A 19,973-nucleotide genomic window follows, 5' to 3' on the forward strand; every position below is an offset into this window, starting at 1 on the left:
ACAAAACCGTCGGCAGACATGGGCAAGACGATGAGGGCGAGAGGGGCGCAAAGTGATTCTGCACACGAAGCCGATTTGATCAGGGACTGGCTGGGGAAGGCGTAAACGCCGGCTCCTTGAACGGCTTAATAATTCCACTAAGAAATCCGCTTTTGAGGATCCGCACCATGTCGATCAATGACAGGCTCACAGAACACCTGAAACGAGGTAGCGTTGGTTTTCCCACCGCGTTAGCCAGCACCATTGGCCTGATCATGGCCAGCCCGGTCATTCTCACGGCCACGATGGGTTTTGGAATTGGCGGCAGCGCTTTTGCGGTGGCCATGCTGATCGCGGTGGTCATGATGCTGGCCCAGGCAACCACCTTCGCTGAGGCCGCCTCGATCCTGCCGACCACCGGTTCGGTCTACGACTACATCAATTGCGGTCTGGGACGGTTCTTCGCAATCACCGGCACGTTGTCGGCGTACCTGATCGTGCATGTGTTTGCGGGCACCGCTGAAACCATTCTGTCCGGGGTCATGGCGCTGGTGAACTTCGAGCACCTCAATACACTGGCGGAGTCTGCCGGTGGTTCCTGGTTGCTCGGCGTAGGATTTGTCGTTGTGTTCGCCATTCTCAATGCCTTCGGCGTCAGCGCTTTCGGCAGGGCGGAGATCATTCTGACCTTCGGCATGTGGACCACGTTGATGGTGTTCGGGGTACTGGGTTTGATCGCCGCGCCGGCAGTGCAACTGGATGGCTGGTTCGGGGTGTCGTTGGTGGGCACGGACCTGATCACAATTCTGTCGCTGGTGGGCATGGCGATGTTCATGTTCGTCGGTTGCGAGTTCGTCACCCCGTTGGCGCCGGACTTGCGCAATTCGGCCAAGGTCATGCCCAAGGCGATGATTTTGGGATTGTTGAGTGTTGCCACCTGCATGTTCATCTATGGCGCCGCGATGAAGCGCCAGGTCGAGAACGTACTACTGGATGCCGCCACAGGCGTGCATCTGCTCGACACGCCCATGGCCATCCCGAAATTTGCTGAGCAGGTCATGGGGCATGTCGGCCCGTTGTGGCTGGGGATCGGCTTTCTGTTTGCGGGCGCAGCGACCATCAACACGCTGATGGCAGGTGTGCCGAGAATTCTCTATGGCATGGCAGTGGATGGTGCGTTGCCCAAGGTGTTCACCTACTTGCACCCACGCTTCAAGACGCCGCTGCTGTGCATTCTGGTGGCGATGCTGATTCCGTGCTTGTACGCCTTTTGGTTGGGTGGCAATACCGACAACATCATGAACCTGGTATTGGCCGCGGTCTGCGCGTGGAGTTTTGCCTATCTGCTGGTAACGCTGTCGGTGGTCAGCCTGCGGATTCGCCGTCCTGATCTGCCACGGGCCTATCGCTCGCCTTTCTTCCCATTGCCGCAGATTCTTTCCAGTGTCGGCATCTTGCTAGGCATGTGGTTCATCACGCCACCTGGAATGAACCCTGCCGATATCTATGTGCCTTTCGGGGTGATGCTCGGCATTGCGGCTGCCTATGCGCTTTTCTGGACGTTGGTGGTGCAGAAAGTCAATCCATTCAAGCCGGCTACCGTTGAAGAAGTGCTGGCCAAGGAGTTTTCCCATGAGCCTGGCAAACATCACAACGGTTATCTCGACCATGCTGCAAAAACTGTCTGAATCATTCAGCGCACGACGTGCCCCGAACGGCTACAGGCCCGGAGTAACGCTTGAGTACTTGCGGCGCAATCTGGGTGTGGCGAGTTTTGCTTCCATGGGCCCGGCCGAGGCAGTGTTTTTTCTCGGAAAGAGCAACCTTCAGGTCGATATTGTCGAGCGCACGGAATCCCAGCTGCTGATGCATCTGGTGATGACTGAGTTTTCTGTCAGGGTGCCTGCCACGGAGCAGGGCAGTGCCCACTTTGATCTGCACCACAGCGGGTCAATTCGACGGACAGGGCTGGTGTGTAAACAACGCACGGGAGCACCTGAGTTGCTGACCAGGCTCCAGGTTCGGTTGCAAGAAGACCCAGTGTTGCATCAATCGCTGATGTCGCTGGATTTTAAGCGCCTTCAGCTCACTCTGGACGGGCATGAATGGCGCGTTCGATTGGAGCATATGGGCGGTAGCGAGGTGGTCAACCGGATGCCGTCATTCCGGCGTTACATCGCCTTGAGCGGCGTGCAGCGTGATGTGCTGTTGAATGTTCTGATGGGCCTGCAACGCACATTACGCACGCTCTAATTTGAGATTTGGCATCATTAATGCCTCTGCAATCGGCACCCTGTACTTGTTGTGCACATATAGATAACATGTTAACTATCGCACAACAAAAACAATAAGCCATTGTGGAGATACCATGAGCATCAATGAGTCTACGCAATATGGATTGGAAACCTGGACGCGTGATCTGCGAGCGGCGTGCGGTCATTTCGATACTGAATTGGCTTACAACCGATCGCTTTTCATCGGCGAGGTTTCCAAGCGGTCCCAGGACCGTCTCTCCCTGGCAAACCTGCGCACCAATGCAGGTTTGATCAGGCGCGAACGGCCTAACGCCGACCACGATAATGATCAGCATTGCTTTCTCGTGAGCCAACGCAGTGGCTATTGTCAGATTGCGCAGAATGGCCAGGTCATTCAGCTGGCGCCGGGCGATATGTTGCTCATGGACTCGACCGGCTCGATTGAGATAACCCCGTTCGGGTTGATCGAACATGCGTCCCTTTCTCTGTCACGCAATGAGGTGTGCAAGCAACTGGGAAGCGGGTCGAAAACCTTTGGCAAGATTTCTTCCAGCAAGGCCTGCGGCCGAATGCTCCATGTGCTGATGGACCAACTGTGCCGGGAGGGCCTGGATGGCCAGGACTCCATTGGCGAAGGCGAGGCCCTGCAATCGGCGTTCGTTTCGTTGCTGGGTTCCGCATTCGAAACGGACAACGCGCCGGGTGACAGCAGTGCGTCCTTGCAGGGTAACAATCTGCGCAGCTACGTTCAGAAAGTCATCGATGAGTCCCTGACTCAGCCTGGCCTGAGCCCCGTGGGTCTGGCCAGTCGATTGAACATTTCCGTTCGCCATCTGTATCGTTTGTTTGAAGAGCAGGACGACAGTGTCTGCCGTTACATTCAGCGTGCGCGGCTCAAACGCAGCGCTGATGATTTGACTAATCCATTTCTAAAAAGCGAGTCGATCACCTCTATTGCCTACAAGTGGGGTTTTACCGATTCAGCCCACTTCAGCCGGTCGTTCAAGAAGCAGTTTGAGCTGTCGCCCAAGGACTTTCGCTCGACGCATCTACAGCAGGCGGTAGGGGCGGCGTAGGTCGTGAAGTCTCTACGACATTCGACTCGAGATTAATGTTAATAAATTAATTGACTGGCGTTCGATTGAGTTCAGGATAAAGTTTTCGAGCGCCAGGAAAGGTCATGATTTCTTCAGCCAGCGGTAACCAATCCAATGCGTAGTTTGTCATCTCTCATGCGCTGGTCGATGTCAGGGAATCCTGCGACATGAAGCCACTCACCCCTTCGGCCGCCAACATTTGCGCCGTCGCTGTCGAACATTTTGCCGATCATGGTTACGACGCTTCATCCCTCAACGAGATCGCCGTCATGGCCGGCATGCGAAAGGCATCGCTTTACGCGCATTTCAGCAGCAAGGATGCCTTGTTCGAGAGGGTGTTCAAGATTGCACTCGGACATGAACAGCAGCATGTCGCGGCTTGCTTTGAAGAAGAGGGCGGGCGCGCAGGAGTGCCCGGTCAACTGCACGTCGAGTGTTTGATTGGACGCTATGAAGCATCGGCGCACCTGCGATTTCTATTGCGCACCGCCTACTTTCCTCCAGCAGATATCCGTGCCGTCATCACGCTTGGATTCGAGGCTTACCTGGCGCAGATTCGCCAGTATTTTCAACGCGCAACGCGGGACCGGTACACATGGACGGCGGCTCATCCCGAGCAACTTGAGGTGTTCTGCGACGCGTACCTTGGCATCGTCGACAGTCTGCATGTGGAGCTTATCTATGCAGCGCCGCAGACATACGTAAAACGGCTCGCAGCCTTGTTGCGAGTCTTCAGTGATTCACTGTCGATGCTCGAAGGTGCAAGCCGTGGCTGAACATGAATGTCAGGTTTTTGCTGCTTGGTGAATCGATGCAATCACACCTCGGGCAAGGTCGATCCACCATCCACAACGATTGTCTGCCCAGTGATGTAGGCCGCCAGATCAGACGCCAGAAAGAGCATGGCCCCTGCAATATCTTCCGGTTTGCCAAGACGACCCAACGGAACCCGGCTTGCGATGTCGTCGTTGACCTGGCCGTCGCCAAGATTGTCCATGGCAGGCGTGGCGATCATGCCTGGCTCGACCCCATTGACGCGCACCTTATTGCCAGCAAGCTCCAAAGCGGCATTTCGAATAAACCCGTTAACCCCGGCCTTCGACGCCGCATAGTGGCTGAGCCCCGGATAGGCTACCCGTGGCCCGGTCACTGACGAGGTCACCAATACGCAACCGCCACCCTGACGCTGAAACATCGGCAAGGCCGCCTGGGTCAACCAAAACAGCGCCGAGAGGTTGACTGCCAGCGTGCGCTCAAGAATGGCAGGGGTGATCTCGGCGAATGGCGTCAACGGAAAGTAACCGGCGTTGTGGATCAGAATATCCAGGCGACCCCAGTCTCGTTCCAACCGCTGAACCTGTTCGAACACAGCCGTAGCATCGGCCAGGTCAATCTCGGCGGCCTCAACCCGGCACGCTCGCGCAGTCAAGTCCGCCGCGAGTGCCCGAGCCTGTGGCAGACGCAGGTCAGCGATCATCACTCGCGCTCCGCGCAATGCGAAAGCTTCGACGATTGCCCGGCCGATTCCTTGTGCGCCACCGGTGACCAGCACCGTTTTCCCGCTGAAATCGAAGTCTTCAGGCATTGGCGTTCTCCATGTGAGCGTAGGCCAGGGTCGGTACATCGACGATGCTCGAACCACCGTCGGCAACCAGGGTTGCTCCGGTAATGATCGAAGCGTCGGGGCTGGCCAGGAAGCGGCAAACCCTGGCGATCTCTTCGGCACTGGCGGGACGTCGTAAAGGCACGTCAGCGCAAACCCGGGCATAGGCTTGCTGTAGCGTGTCGCCATAGAGACTCATCAACGGCTGCATTTCTTCGTCGGCCATCGGGGTAGTGACCCAGCCTGGACACACAGCGTTGACGCGTACGCCGCGCGGCCCGTAGTCCCTGGCCATGGAGCGATTGAGCCCGAGCAGTGCATGTTTGGCAGTGGTGTATCCACACACTTCGGGGCCGGCGGCCAGTGAGGCAATCGAGCCAATCATCACAATGTTGCCGGCACTTTCGATCAGCAACGGCAGGCAAGCGCGGGCGCTGTAGAACGCGCTGTCCAGATTGCTACGCAACGAGGCTTCCCAGATTTGCGGGCTAGTCTGCGTGGCGCTGCCCACCCCATGACCACCGGCACAAGCGAGCAGCACATCAAGTCGACCGTAACGCTCACGGATCTGCGTGATAAACCCATCCCAGGTATCTGCACAGGCAGCATCGCCGATCAGAATCAGACCGCCGGTTTCCCGGGCGACCTGTTCCAGTGGCTCGCGGCGCCGACCGATCAACACCAGATTGGCGCCTTCGCCTGCGTACAGTCGGGCGCAGGCGGCACCGATGCCGGTTCCTGCACCGGTAATGACAACCGTGCGTGGCTCAGGCATCGGGATACTCCGTGCGGTTGAGGACCTGGCAGTAGGAGCTGACCGGGAAGTTCGACAGTTCGTCGAAGGACGAACCGGCATAACCGAAGATTTTTCCGTCGCTGCGGTGCTGTTGCAGGTCGATCAACACCAGGCCGAGGGTCGGGATGATCTTTTCGCGCCAGACGAACAGATACAGCTGATCGGCAATCTTGTAGTAGTGGCAACGATCGGTATCACACAAGCCTTGCTCGACGCCCTTGAGGCACTGCCAGGAGTAGAACTGATCATTGAGGTAGATGTGTTCGTAGACTTCGCTGGGGCTGTAGCGATACAGGTTGCGCAACCCGGTCAGTTCCCGGGTCGGGGCGTGTGGGCATTGGCCTTCCTGCCATGGGCGGTCGAGGCTGCCGTGGAGGAAGTCTACTTGCACCGACGTCAAGGCCTTGCCGGCCAGTGCGCGACTGTAAAGCCCTTCCTCGGTTTGCGCTTGGGCTGGCATGCGTCCGATCACGGCGGTGAACGACGACGTAGCGGTGTCCACTACCAGGCTCACGGACCAGGCTTGATCGGCTTCGCGTTTGATGAAGTCGACGAGATACAGGCCCGGCCTAACAGAAGTGGCCCTGTACGCAGCGGATCCACTGGAGTGACCGTCGGCGGCTTTCCAGTGCAGCAGCTGCGCTTCAAAACGATGCTCGATCTGCCAGCCGTTGGCGAAGTGCAACGTGAAGGTCTTGCCGTTGAGATCGGCGAGGTTGGGCAGGATAAAGGCTTCTGGGGCGAATCCGTCAGCGAGGGCACCTACGGTGATCCAGTCAGAATTTGTAGTCATTGCATGGCTCCGGTTGTGTAATCGACAACCTGGATCATGCCGCCCGAATACTGACTCGCCTATCAACCAGATGGTTGAACCGGCTTATAAAAATAGCGCTCCCACCAGTTCAGTACGGCTGGTTACCCCGGTCTTGCGGAACAAGTTGATCAAGTGAGTCTTGATGGTTGGCAAACCGACTTCCAACTCCTGGGCCAGTTGCTTGTTGCTGGCACCCTGACTCAACAACAGTGCGATCTGGCGCTCTTTAGGTGTCAGTCCGATCAGCGAGTTTTCATGCGGTTGCATATTGGCTACGGCCATTTGTAGCAACGACTGCAAGGCATTGAGCTGGGCTAATTGAGCGGGGGTGAAAGCGCCTTGCGCGGCCGTGCGCAGCAACGAAATCGCGGCCTTAGGCTGGCCTGCACGATGAGCGAGAACTTCGACTACATCGACTACGCCGTAGCGTTGCAGGAAGTCCCGATAGCGACGGCTGTCCCGCGCGGGCTGTCGAGCCATGGCCAGACCCAGAGGCACCACCGTCAAGCCACTCGACAGGCAATTGCGTGGTTGTAGCGGGTCGTATTGGCGGTAGTTGTCCAGATAATCGCGATGCATTTCGCCACTCATGCCGTGCAACTGAAAGTCACGGGCTTGCAGTTGGCGGTCGACATAATAGAACGCGGCCTGACTGGCCGGAACGAGTTGAGTGAAAGCCTGCAGGCAGTGGCCGGCGACTTCCTGAGCAGGGATGGCGTTCATGGTCAGTAACCCTCGCCAAAAAAAGCTGCCGGCAGAAACCGGCAGCGGGGATCGATCAGACGACAGCGAAATAATGCTTCACGAAGCTTTCGCTGACAACTTCCCAGAGCACCGGGGTGCCTTTGTTTACGAACCAGCTGTCGCCAGCCGCGTAGCGGGTGCTCTGCCCAGTGGATTCGTCCGTCAGAACCACTTCGCCTGTGACCACGGTCGCTTGTTCGGCAAATGGATAAACCATCCGGAACTTGCCCTGGGTCGTGCCGAAGTAAGCACTGCTGATCGGGTCGGACGGCGCACCGAAAGTCATTTTCCCGAAGGCTTTGACTTCGCCTTCGAGGATTTCCGAACCGAGGTCAGCGACAGTGCCCCAGGCATCGAGCTCGGACAGTTGGATGTCTTTCTTGAGGGTGGTAATAGGCATGGCAGTTTTCCTGTGATTGAAAGGGTCGGGATCAACGGCGACCGTTGAAATAGCCCGAAAGTTGATGAAGGCTTTTGCCTGCTGTCAGCAGCAAGGGCCGGATGTGATCCTTGCCCATGATCTGCGCATGTTTGACCGAGCTGATCAGGTCATAACGAGAGGATCCTTCGCTCATGCCCTCAGCCAATATCTTGCAGATGATATGGCTCGGCGTGACGCCGAAGCCGGCGTAACCCTGAACATAAAATGCGTTTTTGCGGCCGCTGAGTGTGCCGATCTGCGGAAACAGGTTGGCACCCGTTGCCATAGGGCCACCCCATGCCAGGTCGATTCTCACGTCCTTCAGGTACGGGAAAATTTTCAGCATGAGGTTGCGGTTCCATGCCTTCAGATCCTGAGGGATGTGCTCGACGAGGGGCGTCGCGGCACCGAACAGCAGGCGGTTTTCATTGGTGACACGGTAGTAGTCGATGACCGGACGAATATCGCTGTAGGCGCCGCGTATCGGGCTGATGCGGTTGATCATTTCGTCCGACAGCGGTTCGGTCATTAATTGGAAGGCGTAGGTGTTCAGCGTGGTCTTGTGCAGCTCGGGCTCCAGTTTGTTGAGGAAACTGTCACAGGCCCAGAGCAACTTCGAGGCCTTCACCGAACCCCGGCCGGTGCGCACCGTGATGCGCTCGCCATAGCTGACTTCCAGCGCCGGGCTGTGTTCGTAGATGCGCGCACCGTGCCCGACCAGCGCCTTGGCTTCGCCCAGCAACAGATTCAATGAATGTACGTGGCCACCGCCCATGTGCAGCAACGCACTGGTATAGGCGTCGGAGCCGATGATCTGTTTGACCTCGGAGCCCGCCATGAAGCGGATTTCGTCCTTGGTATTGATCGACTTGAAGTCCTTCTCCCAGGCACGCAGGGTTTTTTCCTGGCGGGCGTTGAAGCCCATGTAGCCGTAGCCGTTGCAGAAGTCCGCATCGATCGAGTATTTGGCGATTCGGTCCTTGATAATGCCAGCACCCAGCTCGCTGATTTCAAAGATCTCGCGCAGCCCTTGCTCGCCGACCTGGGTCTTGATCTTCTCCAGGTCGTGACCGATACCGGCCATGATCTGTCCGCCATTGCGGCCAGTGCCACCGAACCCCAGATATCGAGCTTCGAGCACCACAATGTTGGTGATGCCTTTTTCAGCAAGTTCCAACGCGGTATTGATGCCGGAAAAGCCGCCGCCAATCACCACGACATCCGCTTCCACATCCTGTTCGAGCGTGGGGAAACTCAGGTTGTATTTTTTGGTTGCCGAGTAGTAGGTAGGCGTTTCGATATTGATCATGGCGCAGCCTGGAAAAGTGAAGGGAAACTCAACTGCAGGGCTTGCAAGAAGCTCTGTACCTGTTGAGGTGTATTAACTGCCTTCCGACCGGTAGGTGTCTTGATCCTCTATGCCGCCGGTTTTGATCGTGGCTGCCAAGGCCCGGATACATCGACATCGGCGCAGTGCTGGAATATAGTTCACATATTAATAATCATCGAATTCGAACCCATTCAATGCCCAAGTCGCGCCCATCATTGACACTCACATTGCTCCAGGCTCGCGAAGCCGCGATGGGGTTTTTCCGTCCCTCGTTGAATCAACACGGCTTGACCGAGCAGCAGTGGCGGGTGATTCGGATCCTGAGTCAGCACGATGAACTGGAGATCAATCGCCTGGCTGAGCTGGCCTGCATCCTCAAGCCGAGCATGACCGGTGTGCTGGTGCGCATGGAGGCGGCCGGCATGGTAGAGCGGCGCAAGGCGCAACAGGATCAACGCAGAGTGCTGGTAAGGTTGGCGCAGAAGGGCGAGGCTTGCTTCAACTCGATGAGCCAGAGCATGGAAGCGAACTATCAGCGGTTGCAGGCGGGGTTTGGCGAGGAGAAGTTGCAGACGCTACTGACGTTGCTCAACGAGTTGAAAGCGCTCAAGCGTTAATCAGCACCAGTCCCCAGCAATGCGCTGGGGTGGTTGGTGATTGTCATACAGGCATTCCAGGTTTGGTCGATGCCGTCAGTACACGCCACCGGAACTGGTAGGCACAGGACCCTCCTTGAATGTGGCAGCCAAGGTTTGCAGGCCACGCATCAAGACGGTGGTGTCAACGCCCACTGCAACAAACGCCGCACCCAGTTCGATGTAGCGCTTGGCCAGTTTCTGGTCCGCGCTGAGAATGCCGGCCGCTTTGCCGGCCTTCTGGATGCGCAAGATGGCGTCCTCGATAGCAGCCTGCACTTCAGGATGCCCCGGGTTGCCGCGGTAACCCATCGAGGCACTCAAATCCGCCGGCCCGATAAACACGCCGTCGACCCCGTCTACTGCCGCAATGGCATCCAGATTGGCCAGGCCCTCGCGATTTTCGATCTGCACGAGCAGGCACATTTGTTCGTCGGCTTTGTCGAGGTAGCCTGGAATGCTGTTCCAGCGCGACGCGCGTGCCAGTGCACTGCCGACACCGCGAACACCGTTGGGTGGATAGTGGATTGCTCGAACCAGCTCCCGTGCCTGGTCCGCGTTTTCAACCATCGGTACCAGCAACGTCTGCACACCGATATCGAGCACTTGTTTGATCAGTGCCGTGTCGCCGATGACCGGGCGAATCACCGGATGGCTGGGGTAGGGCGCCACGGCCTGAAGCTGGCCGAGCATCCTGCGCAGATCATTGGGCGCATGTTCGCCATCGATCAAAAGCCAATCGAATCCGGCGTTGGCGGCCAACTCGGCGCAGTAGGCATCTGCCAGACCAAGCCAAAGGCCGATCTGCGCTTCACCGCTTTTCAGGCGAAGCTTGAAGGTGTTGATGGGCATGTCCATTGTGGAGGCCTCCAATCAAACGAAACGACAGGCAATCGAGCCCAGCATGTCGTAATCGACATGGAAGGTATCGCCAGGGTTGGCCGCCACAGGGCGGGTAAAGGAACCACCGAGGATGATCTGCCCTGGCTGCAGGGTGACGTCGTAGGCCGCCAGTTTGTTCGCCAGCCAGGCCACGCCCTTCGCCGGGTGGTTGAGCACCGCTGCGGACACTCCGGATTCCTCGATCACGCCGTTGCGGTAAAGCACCGCGGGCACTTTGCGCAGGTCGATCTCCGTGGGACGCACGGCACGGCCACCCATGACCACGCCAGCGTTGGCGGCATTGTCGGAAATGGTATCGAACACTTTGCGGGTCACTTTGCTGTGCGGATCGACCTGCTGGATGCGCGCATCAATGATTTCCAGCGCCGGTATTACCCACTCGGTGGCGTCCAACACATCAAAAACCGTTACGTTCGGGCCTTTCAGGGGCTTGCCGAGAATGAACGCCAATTCGACCTCAACGCGCGGGACGATAAAACGCTCGAACGGAATGTCAGTGCCTTCTTCGAAGAACATGTCATCGAGCAGTGCGCCGTAATCCGGCTCGGTGATGTTCGAGGACACTTGCATCGCCCGGGAGGTCAGGCCGATTTTGTGCCCGACCAGTTTGCGGCCGTCCTTGATCTTTTGCGCCACCCAGGCACGTTGAATGGCGTACGCATCTTCGATGGTGATATCTGGATGGTCCAGGGAAAACTGACGGACCTGCTCGCGTGTACGCTCGGCCTGGTCGAGGCGGGCGGCGGCTTGCTGAATGAGTTGTTGATCAAGCATGACAATGATCTCTTACTGAGGATTGACGATGGCGGCCTGGGTGCGCAGCACCAGAAAACCACCGAGAGCGATGAGCAGTGCCAGGACGTACAGCGCCAGGCTGGAACTCTGTGTTGTGTCGCGCATCCAGCCGATCAAATAGGGTGCGAAGAACGATGCGATGCTGCCAAAGGAACTGATCAGGGCAATGCCTGCGGCCTGGGTGCTGTTGGACAGGAACGCCGGGGGCAGTTGCCAGAACATCGGTAGCGCGGCGCTGGCGCCCATGCCGGCGACGATCAAGCCTCCCAGCACCAGGGGCGGGTCAGTGGGGGCGAGCCCGGCGACGGCGATACCGGCAGCAGCCATCAGCAGTGGCACACAGAGGTGCCAGCGGCGTTCGCGCTGACGATCGGATGAGCGTCCGCAGCCAATCATGAAGAAACAACCGGCCAGGTAAGGCACGGCACTGAGTAGGCCGACCTTGCCGTCGCTGCCGCTCCCGGCACCGTGAATCAGTGTTGGCATCCAGAACGCCAGGGTGTTGACCGCCAGCATCACCGCGAAATACACCGCCACCAGCAGCCAAACTTGCGGGTTCCGAAGGATGGCAGAAAACGATGTGATCGATTTTCGGTGTTCTTCCCTGTTCAGTTGTTCGCGCAGTTGCTGCTTCTGCTGCGTCGTCAGCCACCGGACTGTCTCGAAGCTGTCCGGCAAGCATTTGAGGACTACGAGCCCGAGCAGAATGACCGGCAACCCTTCAATGACGAACATCCATTGCCAGCCGCGCATGCCGCCAAAGTCGTGGAAGTGTTCGAGAATGCCGCCTGAAAGAGGACCGCCGATGACACCGGCCATGGGCACGGCGATTGCGAATAATGCAGTGATTTGCGCTCGACGACCGGCGGGATACCACCGGTTCAGGAACACCAGAATGCCTGGGAAGAAACCCGCCTCGGCCACCCCGAGCAAAAAGCGCAGGACATAGAATTGCGCAGCGCTGTCGATCAAAAACATGCACGTGGACAACGCTCCCCACACCACCATCAGCGTGGCAATCCAGCGTCGCGGGCCGACGCGATCAAGGGCCATGTTGCTCGGTACGCCAAACAGCGCGTAGGCAACGAAGAACAGCCCGGCGCCGAAGCCATAGACCGTGTCGCTGAAACTCAAGTCAGCGCTCATCTGCATCTTGGCAAAGCCAATGTTGATCCGGTCGAGGTGGGCGAAGAGGTAGCAGATCAACAGCAGCGGCATCAGGCGCCAGGTGATGGTGCTGTGAGTGCGGTCGTGTGCATCGGTGTCGAGGGTGTCGGCGGTATTGGCTGTGCTCATGGTTTTATACTTTTTGTCTGAGAGGCCGTTGAAACGAAAGGTGGTTTGCCTTAACGGGCCTGAGCCTTTAGAAAGGCGTGCACGTTGTTTTCCTTGAAGTTGAGCTGCTCGTGCAGTTCGATCATTTCAAATGACAATGCCAGCAGGCGCTGGGCCTGTAGGTCGGCGAAGTGCCCGGTGATCACCTCAAACAGTTGTTCCGCGACTTTTTGGCGGGTGGCCAGGTCGCGGCCATGGCCAACCTTCAAGGTCATGTGCACGAAGGCGTAGTCATGCTTGCCGTCGGCCATGCGCCAGGTGTCCAGGCGTACGCCTCGGCTGCGGATGCCGCCCAGTGGAAACACGCCGCTGTCGCCCAGTGTTTGGTGGACTTTTTCGAACAGGCCAGGCAGGTCGGCTTGCTGTTCAATGTTGTCGGTGTACTCAGCAATGAAGTGGGGCATGAACGGCTCCTTGCGGGCCGCGCGGGAATGCCGTGCGGCCGGACGGGTTAAACGGGGAAAATGGCGTTGATCTGGCCGGTGCCCGAGCTACCGAAGGGCTCGGTAATGATTTCGGCAGGCTTGTTGTAGTCAGCTCCGCCGAGCAAGCCGAGGAGCATGGCGGTGTCATGCATCTTGCCTTCGCCGAAGCAGTGCTCGGCATAGTCCGGGAGCATGGCGCAGAACTCTTTCCATCGGCCCTGGCGCCAAAGCTCCACTACGTGCAGATCGACTTGTTTATCGAATTCACGGGTCCAGTTATGGATATTGGCTTCGGCATTGCGGTCGTCGGAAAAGCGGTGCGAGAGTGATCCTGAGGCCAGCACCAGTACTTTGCGGTCACTCTTTTCGATCGCTCGGCGTACGGCGGCACCGAAGGTGAAGCTGTCTTGCAGGCGATGCCAGGCACACCAGGCGGCAATCGAAACGACATTGAATTTCTGTTCTTGCGGTACGCCCATGTGCATGTAGCGCATCGGCACCAGGGTTCCGTATTCCAGCTCCAGGCTCGGGATGTTGTGGGCCAGGGTGCGCACATCGGCAGCGTTGGCTTCAGCGGCGATCAGCTCGCCCAATTCAGGGCAGCCCGGGTACTCGTACTCCATGTTTTTGATGAAGTGCGGCAGTTCGTTACTGGTGTAGACACCTTTGAAGTGTTCGCCACCGTTGACGTGGTAAGCACTGTTGACCAGCCAGTGCACGTCGAACACCACAGCGGTGTCTGCACCCAGTTCACGGGCGCGACGGCCGATTTCCTTGTGCCCTGCAATCGCCGCTTCACGACAGCCATGGTGCTTGCCGGGAAGCTCCGACAAATACATCGAGGGTACGTGGCAGATTTTCGCAGCCAGGACGACTTCGCCCATGATGATTCTCCTGAAATTGTTGTTATGCGGTTCAACTCGGCGTTAGGTGAAACCGCGAAGGGCCAATGCGCGGCCCCTTGCGGGTTTCAGCAATCGGTAGTGCGTTTACAGGCCCCAGCGTGGAATGTGATGGCTGCCCATCGAGATGCAGACGTTTTTGATCTCGGCGAACACTTCGAAGCTGTATTGGCCGCCTTCACGCCCGGTGCCGGAACCCTTCACACCACCGAATGGCTGACGCAAGTCACGCACATTCTGACTGTTGATGAACACCATGCCAGCCTCGATACCATAGGCCAGACGATGCGCCTTGCCGATGTCCTGGGTCCAGATGTAGGACGCCAGGCCATACTCGGTGTCGTTGGCCAGTTGCAGGGCTTCGGCCTCATCCTTGAATGGAATCAGGCACACCACCGGGCCAAAGATTTCTTCCTGGGCAATGCGCATCTTGTTGTTCACATCGGCGAACACCGTCGGCTGGATGAACTGGCCCTTGGCGAGGTGCGCAGGCAAGTTGGCCGGACGCTCCAGGCCGCCAGCGAGGAGGGTGGCGCCCTCTTCGATACCGATCTTGATGTAGCCGGTGACCTTGTCGTAATGGGCCTGGGTGATCATCGAGCCGACCTGGGTTTTCGGATCTTGCGGGTCGCCAACGATCAAGCGTTTGGCGCGAGCGGCAAATTCGGCGACGAACTGCGGATAAACGCTTTCCTGGATGAAGACCCGGCTACCGGCGGTGCAGCGTTCGCCGTTCAGCGAGAAGATGGTGAACAACGCCGCGTCCAGCGCGCGTTCCAGGTCCGCGTCTTCGAAAATCAGCACCGGCGACTTGCCGCCCAGCTCCATGGAGTACTTTTTCAAGCCTGCGGTCTGCATGATCTTTTTGCCGGTAGCGGTGCCGCCGGTGAAAGAAATCGCACGTACATCGGGGTGCCGAACCAGCGCATGCCCCGCTGTGGCGCCATAACCCTGAATGACGTTGAGGACACCGTTGGGAATGCCCGCTTCGACGGCCAGGCGACCCAGTTCATTGGCGGTCAATGGCGACAGTTCAGACATTTTCAACACAGCGGTATTGCCCAGTGCCAGGCACGGCGCGGTCTTCCAGGTCGCCGTCATGAACGGCACGTTCCATGGCGATACCAGGCCGCAAACACCCACTGGTTGATAGAGGGTGTAGTTGAGCATCTGGTCATCGACCGGGTAGCTGTGCCCGTCCATGCGCGTGCAGACTTCGGCAAAGAAATCGAAGTTATGCGAAGCGCGCGGAATCAGTACATTTTTGGTCTGGTGAATCGGCAGGCCGGTATCGAGGGTTTCCAGTTCGGCCAGGTGCGGCACATTTTGCTCGATCAGCTCGCCAAGCTTGCGCATCAGGCGGGCACGTTCCTTGGCGGGCGTGCCGGCCCATTTTGGAAACGCTTCCTTGGCCGCCGCTACAGCTTGAGCGACTTCCTCGGCACCGCCGCTCGCCACTTCACCGATAGCCTCACCGGTGGCCGGGTTGTAGTTGACGAACACGTCTTTGCTTTCGACCTCACGGCCGTTGATCCAATTTTTGATCATGGTGCTCAAGCCTCTTTCCGGGCGGAGAAGAACTCCGCTTCGCTGACAATTCGATTAACCAGGCGACCTACGTCTTCAACTTCCACAATCACTTCATCACCTGGTACCACATCAGCCAGGCCTTCAGGCGTGCCGGTTGCGATCATGTCGCCGGGCTGCAGGGTCATGAAGCTGGACAGGTATTCGATCAAGTAAGGGATGTCGAAAATCATGTCCTTGGTGCTGCCTTCCTGGCGCAGTTCACCGTTGATCCAGGTGCGCAGCTTCAGGTTGCTCGGGTCCGGGACGTCGGCGACGTCGACGATCCACGGGCCGACGGGGGTCGTGGCGTCGCGGTTCTTCACCCGCAGGTTGGGCCGGTAGTAATTTTCGAGGTAGTCGCGAATCGCGTAGTCGTTGCACACCGTGTAACCCGCCAGGTATTCCAGGGCGTCTTCACGTTTGACGTTGCGTGCCGGCTTACCGATGACGGCAACGAGCTCGCACTCGTAGTGCATGTAGGCAACGTTATCCGGACGCCAGGTCACTTGGTTGTGGCCGGTGTAGGTGCCAGGCGATTTGATGAATGCCAATGGCTCGGTGGGCGGCTTGAAGGCCAATTCTGCGGCGTGATCGGCGTAGTTCAAACCAAGGGCAAACATGCTGCCAGTGGCGGGTGGCAACCACTGCACCTGATCTTCAGTCAGCAGGCGGCCGTCGGCCAGGCGTACGGTGTTGTTGTCTTCGACATGGACGAGGTGAACCTCACCTTCAAAGCTTATACGGGCGTGTTTCATGGAGGCTCCTGTTACTCGGCTACGATGTGGTTGACGAGACGGCCAAGGCCGCCGATTTCGACTTCGACGGTGTCGCCGGGTTGAACATCGACACGGCCTTCCGGCGTGCCGGTAATCAGCACATCACCTTCATGCAGCGTCATGAATTCACTGATCTCTGCAATCAGTTGAGGAATGTTCCGAACGAAATTGGCGGTGTTGTTTTGCTGGCGAATTTCGCCATTGACGTAGAGCGTGATGGCCAGGCTGTGCGGGTCGGCAAACTGAGCGGTCGGCACCAGTTCAGGCCCGATGGCACAGAAACCATCACGGCATTTGGCTTTGACGGCGGGGCGGTAGTAGCTGTCTTCCGGCAGGCTGAATTCATTGACGATGGTGTAGCCGGCCACGTGGTCGAGTGCTTGCGCCGCGTTGACGCGGCTTGCAGTCGTGCCGATGACCACGGCGAGCGACGGTCCAGGCTGCAGACGTTCGCCATTGCCTGGGTGCACAACCTTGGCGCCATGCTGATTGCGCGTGTTAGGCGTCTTGATAAACAGCACAGGCTTCACCGGCGGCTTCTGATAAGGCGGCTGTTCGAATTCGGCGAGGCGCTGCTTCAGCAGTCCCTGATAGTTCAGCGCGACACCAAAAAGGGTGCCGGTCGCGACGTCATGCAAGGCACGGCTCATGCTTTTCTCCTGGGAGAGCCCTGAGGGCCCATGATTTTGTTAATGTGTTAACAGTTATAATTAATATGTTAACTATCGTCAAGCGTGTCAGACTGGTTGTGCAGTGGTTGCCACAGCCAATTCGGTGCAGGATGGAGGCGACTGCAATGCATGAATCAGAATAAAAACGAGTAGCCAGCAATGACTGACCGTCAACCGATCCCGAACATCAACATTGGCCAGGTGTACGACCAGCGCTACAGCGACGCTGAAGTCCATTACGACAAGCTGGGTAACCTGGCGGGTTTCTTCGGCCGCAACATGCCGGTGCATCGGCATGACCGGTTCTTCCAGGTTCACTATGTGAAAAGCGGCACGGTGCGGGTGTATCTGGACGACCAGCAATACGTGGAGTCCGCGCCGATGTTCTTCCTGACGCCACCGACCATCCCCCATTCCTTCGTGACCGAGGCCGACAGTGACGGGCACGTGTTGACGGTGCGTCAGCAACTGGTGTGGCAATTGATCGACGCCGATCCCAGCCTCGCGCCTGCTGGGGCGCAGTTTCCGGCGGTGTGTGTCGCGCTGTCTCGCCTTGGGCCGGAATACGCCGCTGAGGTGCGCCGTCTTGAATATCTGTTCGAGGAACTGAGTGAGGAGGTCGTGACTGAGCGCCCGGGACGCAGTTCTGCCCTCGACGGCTTGACGCGATTGCTCATGATCAGTCTGCTGCGACTGTGCCCTAACTCGTTGAAGGCTTCGCCAGCACGGCACGAAGACCTGAGAATCTTCCACCGCTTCAATGAATTGATCGAAGCCCACTACCAGCAGCACTGGCCTTTGTCGCGTTACGCTGAAGGCATCGGGGTTACCGAAGCACGACTCAACGATGTGTGCCGACGAATTGCCGACCTGCCTTCCAAGCGCCTGATCATGGAGCGCCTGATTCAAGAAGCGAAACGACTGTTGTTGTTTACCGGGGGCTCTGCCAATGAAATCTGCTATCAGCTCGGGTTCAAGGATCCGGCCTACTTCAGTCGATTCTTCCAGCGCCACGTGCAGTTGACACCGGGGGAGTATCGCCAGCGCCAATCGGGTTTGCGTTGAATAGGGCATAGGCTTTTTGGCTTTGGTCGGGTTGATCTTGTACGGATCATCATGACCACCGCAGCGCTGCGACAGAATGGCTTTTACGGGGAACCGATTGCACTTTTCACAGGCGCATTGCTGCCAGGCAATGTCGGGTTGAGCAAAGTCGTAAAATGGTTAACAAGATAATAACCGAGCCTTGCTCGGCAGCTTGCGCCTGATGGCTGGCGACACTAAGCTGCCGACTCGCCCATTCAAGTAGTTCGATTATGGCTAACCCCAGACCTTCACTGACGCTGACCTTGTTGCAGGCTCGCGAAGCCGCAATGGCTTTCTTCCGCCCGGCTCTCAACAAGCACGACCTCACCGAACAGCAGTGGCGGATCATTCGGATACTGCGTCAGCAGGGCGAACTTGAAAGCCATCAACTTGCACATCAAGCCTGCATTCTAAAGCCGAGCATGACTGGTGTTTTGACTCGTTTGGAGCGAGATGGTCTGGTGCGTCGGCACAAGTCCAGCGAGGATCAACGGCGGGTTCTCGTTGCGCTCACGGAGCGCGGTCAGCAGTGCTTTGTCTCAATGAGTGACGGCATGGAAGGCAACTACCTCAGGATTGAAGAGCAATTTGGTGCGGAAAAAATGCAGCAGCTTCTGGCTTTGCTCAATGAGTTTAAAAATATCAAACCTTGACCGGCGCCTGATAATACAATCACAGTCGCTAACTACCCTTGTACTCCTTGTTGCATCAGCTTACTGATATCGGTTTTCAAGGGCTACGGCAATAGGTATGCCAGTCCAGAAGGATTGGTCGCAATCCATTATGCTAAAGCGCCCGACTCAGCCTGGATTTTGACTTGAGGTGCGTATCTTCGCCTTCATCGCCGTTAACTGCCCAATTCAGGAGCGCCGGGCACTCAGTTGCCACGGCGGCAGCAGATTGGAGTATTTCGCTTGAGCAGTGACATAGATGGGCTTCATTCACTTAAGTTGAGTGAAATACGCTTTATTAAAACTGTTATAAATCAAATGCTTAGAATCATCGTTAGCATGGGGTGCTAGGGGTCGAGTGTTCGAATCACTCCGTCCCGACCATTTATTCTTAAAGAAATCCAGTCACTTAGCGGTGACTGGATTTTTTTATGATTTATAGTTTTTGCGCGGAGCTGATTTTTGCCCCACTTTTTGCCCCACTGAGGATTTCGATTATCCGCTGGTCGAGAGGGAGGGGAATTAACGTAGAGTGCTCCAACGCGGGGTGTTCAAGAGCATCGGGTGCGAGGCGTGCACGATTGCATCGTTAATAGGGAGGAACGTTTTCCTCTTCGGGTATGAACCTCCACGTATCCGCCACATATCTCCAAGCAGAGCCCGTAAGAGACTGGCTCTAAATCTCTACCGCGGGTGGCAGTGAGCGCTCTTTCAGGTGGCTGAAGGCATAACGGGTACGCAGGGCAGGGTCATAGGCGGGGAACGGCACGATTGCCCCTGCGCTGATTTCCTGCTCAAAAGTGCCTTCGCGGCGAGGATTTCTTGTGCCCGAGCTGGTTGCACGCCTCAGACCATCTTTCCACCAGACAATACGCTCGAATAGTCAAAGATTGGGTGGCAGCCATTGGCCTTGATCCAACCATGTACGGTACTCACACGCTTCGGAGAACCAAGGCTTCTTTGATCTATCGCAGGGCAAAGAACCTGAGGTCCGTCCAACTCTTACTAGGTCATACGAAGCTTGAAAGCACTGTTAGGTACCTGGGAGTCGAGGTCGATGATGCCTTGGAAATGGCGGAGCAGACGGAAGTCTGACCATTCATTGTGACGGTCGTGCTAGGCCGTCGCTACTCGTTCCACTATCGGTCAAATGTGCCTATAAAATC

Annotated in this window: 21 protein-coding genes and 1 pseudogene; 8 read left to right on the forward strand and 14 right to left on the reverse strand. The window is 57.4% G+C overall.

The window, feature by feature from the left end:
• Nucleotides 1–167: 167 nt before the first annotated feature.
• From QMK54_RS11010 to QMK54_RS11025, 4 genes are all read left to right on the forward strand, one after another.
• The gene (locus QMK54_RS11010) at nt 168–1,667 is read left to right on the forward strand and encodes an APC family permease (RefSeq protein ID WP_223593034.1); all 1,500 of its coding nucleotides are present in this window, start codon (nt 168–170) and stop codon (nt 1,665–1,667) included.
• Nucleotides 1,612–2,232 carry a DUF3156 family protein gene (locus QMK54_RS11015; protein WP_223593036.1) on the forward strand — a complete coding sequence of 207 codons (621 nt, stop codon included), beginning with the start codon at nt 1,612–1,614 and terminating at the stop codon, nt 2,230–2,232. Before QMK54_RS11010 ends, QMK54_RS11015 begins: the two co-directional genes overlap by 56 nt.
• A gap of 115 nt (nt 2,233–2,347) precedes the next feature.
• On the forward strand, nt 2,348–3,310 hold the full coding sequence (feaR, locus tag QMK54_RS11020; RefSeq protein ID WP_154910148.1) for a transcriptional regulator FeaR: 963 nt from the start codon (nt 2,348–2,350) through the stop codon (nt 3,308–3,310).
• Nucleotides 3,311–3,498: 188 nt separating this feature from the next.
• Nucleotides 3,499–4,107, forward strand: coding sequence for a TetR/AcrR family transcriptional regulator (locus QMK54_RS11025; protein ID WP_154910149.1), 609 nt, complete (start codon nt 3,499–3,501; stop codon nt 4,105–4,107).
• A 41-nt stretch (nt 4,108–4,148) separates the two neighbouring features.
• On the opposite strand, the gene QMK54_RS11030 is transcribed toward QMK54_RS11025, so the two are convergent.
• The 6 genes from QMK54_RS11030 to QMK54_RS11055 form a co-directional block, all read right to left on the reverse strand.
• Entirely contained in the window at nt 4,149–4,916 is a 768-nt protein-coding gene (locus QMK54_RS11030; RefSeq protein ID WP_154910150.1) for an SDR family oxidoreductase, read from the reverse strand.
• Nucleotides 4,909–5,709, reverse strand: coding sequence for an SDR family NAD(P)-dependent oxidoreductase (locus QMK54_RS11035; RefSeq protein WP_154910151.1), 801 nt, complete (start codon nt 5,707–5,709; stop codon nt 4,909–4,911). The genes QMK54_RS11030 and QMK54_RS11035 overlap by 8 nt, the downstream gene beginning before the upstream one ends.
• Nucleotides 5,702–6,523 carry a molybdenum cofactor biosynthesis F family protein gene (locus QMK54_RS11040; RefSeq protein WP_154910152.1) on the reverse strand — a complete coding sequence of 274 codons (822 nt, stop codon included), beginning with the start codon at nt 6,521–6,523 and terminating at the stop codon, nt 5,702–5,704. The genes QMK54_RS11035 and QMK54_RS11040 overlap by 8 nt, the downstream gene beginning before the upstream one ends.
• An 84-nt stretch (nt 6,524–6,607) precedes the next feature.
• Nucleotides 6,608–7,267 (reverse strand): helix-turn-helix transcriptional regulator, encoded by a 660-nt coding sequence (locus QMK54_RS11045; RefSeq protein ID WP_320402480.1) that lies wholly within the window; start codon nt 7,265–7,267, stop codon nt 6,608–6,610.
• Nucleotides 7,268–7,322: 55 nt separating this feature from the next.
• Nucleotides 7,323–7,688 (reverse strand): cupin domain-containing protein, encoded by a 366-nt coding sequence (locus QMK54_RS11050; RefSeq protein WP_154910154.1) that lies wholly within the window; start codon nt 7,686–7,688, stop codon nt 7,323–7,325.
• 31 nt (nt 7,689–7,719) lie between these two features.
• Nucleotides 7,720–9,018, reverse strand: coding sequence for an NAD(P)/FAD-dependent oxidoreductase (locus QMK54_RS11055; protein WP_154910155.1), 1,299 nt, complete (start codon nt 9,016–9,018; stop codon nt 7,720–7,722).
• A gap of 215 nt (nt 9,019–9,233) precedes the next feature.
• On the opposite strand from QMK54_RS11055, the gene hpaR (QMK54_RS11060) reads away from it, so the two are divergent.
• Entirely contained in the window at nt 9,234–9,656 is a 423-nt protein-coding gene (gene hpaR, locus QMK54_RS11060) for a homoprotocatechuate degradation operon regulator HpaR (protein WP_154910156.1), read from the forward strand.
• Between the two features lie 75 nt (nt 9,657–9,731).
• Here the strand turns inward: hpaR (QMK54_RS11060) and hpaI are convergent, their stop codons facing one another.
• The 8 genes from hpaI to QMK54_RS11100 form a co-directional block, all read right to left on the reverse strand.
• On the reverse strand, nt 9,732–10,532 hold the full coding sequence (gene hpaI, locus QMK54_RS11065) for a 4-hydroxy-2-oxoheptanedioate aldolase (RefSeq protein ID WP_154910157.1): 801 nt from the start codon (nt 10,530–10,532) through the stop codon (nt 9,732–9,734).
• Between the two features lie 15 nt (nt 10,533–10,547).
• Nucleotides 10,548–11,351 (reverse strand): 2-oxo-hept-4-ene-1,7-dioate hydratase, encoded by an 804-nt coding sequence (gene hpaH / locus QMK54_RS11070; RefSeq protein ID WP_154910158.1) that lies wholly within the window; start codon nt 11,349–11,351, stop codon nt 10,548–10,550.
• Between the two features lie 12 nt (nt 11,352–11,363).
• The gene (locus tag QMK54_RS11075) at nt 11,364–12,668 is read right to left on the reverse strand and encodes an MFS transporter (protein ID WP_154910159.1); all 1,305 of its coding nucleotides are present in this window, start codon (nt 12,666–12,668) and stop codon (nt 11,364–11,366) included.
• A gap of 50 nt (nt 12,669–12,718) precedes the next feature.
• Entirely contained in the window at nt 12,719–13,111 is a 393-nt protein-coding gene (locus QMK54_RS11080) for a 5-carboxymethyl-2-hydroxymuconate Delta-isomerase (protein WP_154910160.1), read from the reverse strand.
• 47 nt (nt 13,112–13,158) lie between these two features.
• Nucleotides 13,159–14,016 (reverse strand): 3,4-dihydroxyphenylacetate 2,3-dioxygenase, encoded by an 858-nt coding sequence (hpaD, locus tag QMK54_RS11085; RefSeq protein WP_154910161.1) that lies wholly within the window; start codon nt 14,014–14,016, stop codon nt 13,159–13,161.
• A 105-nt stretch (nt 14,017–14,121) separates the two neighbouring features.
• A complete protein-coding gene (gene hpaE, locus QMK54_RS11090) occupies nt 14,122–15,582 on the reverse strand; it encodes a 5-carboxymethyl-2-hydroxymuconate semialdehyde dehydrogenase (RefSeq protein ID WP_154910162.1) in 1,461 nt (486 codons plus the stop codon).
• A 5-nt stretch (nt 15,583–15,587) separates the two neighbouring features.
• Nucleotides 15,588–16,358, reverse strand: a complete 771-nt coding sequence (locus QMK54_RS11095; protein ID WP_154910163.1) for a fumarylacetoacetate hydrolase family protein — start codon at nt 16,356–16,358, stop codon at nt 15,588–15,590.
• Between the two features lie 11 nt (nt 16,359–16,369).
• Nucleotides 16,370–17,029: a fumarylacetoacetate hydrolase family protein gene (locus QMK54_RS11100; RefSeq protein WP_154910164.1), complete on the reverse strand. Its 660-nt coding sequence runs from the start codon at nt 17,027–17,029 to the stop codon at nt 16,370–16,372.
• 180 nt (nt 17,030–17,209) lie between these two features.
• On the opposite strand from QMK54_RS11100, the gene hpaA reads away from it, so the two are divergent.
• The 3 genes and pseudogenes from hpaA to QMK54_RS11115 all read left to right on the forward strand — a co-directional run.
• Entirely contained in the window at nt 17,210–18,115 is a 906-nt protein-coding gene (hpaA, locus tag QMK54_RS11105; RefSeq protein ID WP_154910165.1) for a 4-hydroxyphenylacetate catabolism regulatory protein HpaA, read from the forward strand.
• Between the two features lie 251 nt (nt 18,116–18,366).
• Nucleotides 18,367–18,789, forward strand: coding sequence for a homoprotocatechuate degradation operon regulator HpaR (hpaR, locus tag QMK54_RS11110; protein ID WP_154910166.1), 423 nt, complete (start codon nt 18,367–18,369; stop codon nt 18,787–18,789).
• 813 nt (nt 18,790–19,602) lie between these two features.
• Nucleotides 19,603–19,902, forward strand: a pseudogene (locus QMK54_RS11115) (tyrosine-type recombinase/integrase); the annotation flags it as partial.
• Nucleotides 19,903–19,973: the final 71 nt, after the last annotated feature.

This window comes from Pseudomonas sp. P5_109, assembly GCF_034009455.1.
Lineage (GTDB): Bacteria > Pseudomonadota > Gammaproteobacteria > Pseudomonadales > Pseudomonadaceae > Aquipseudomonas.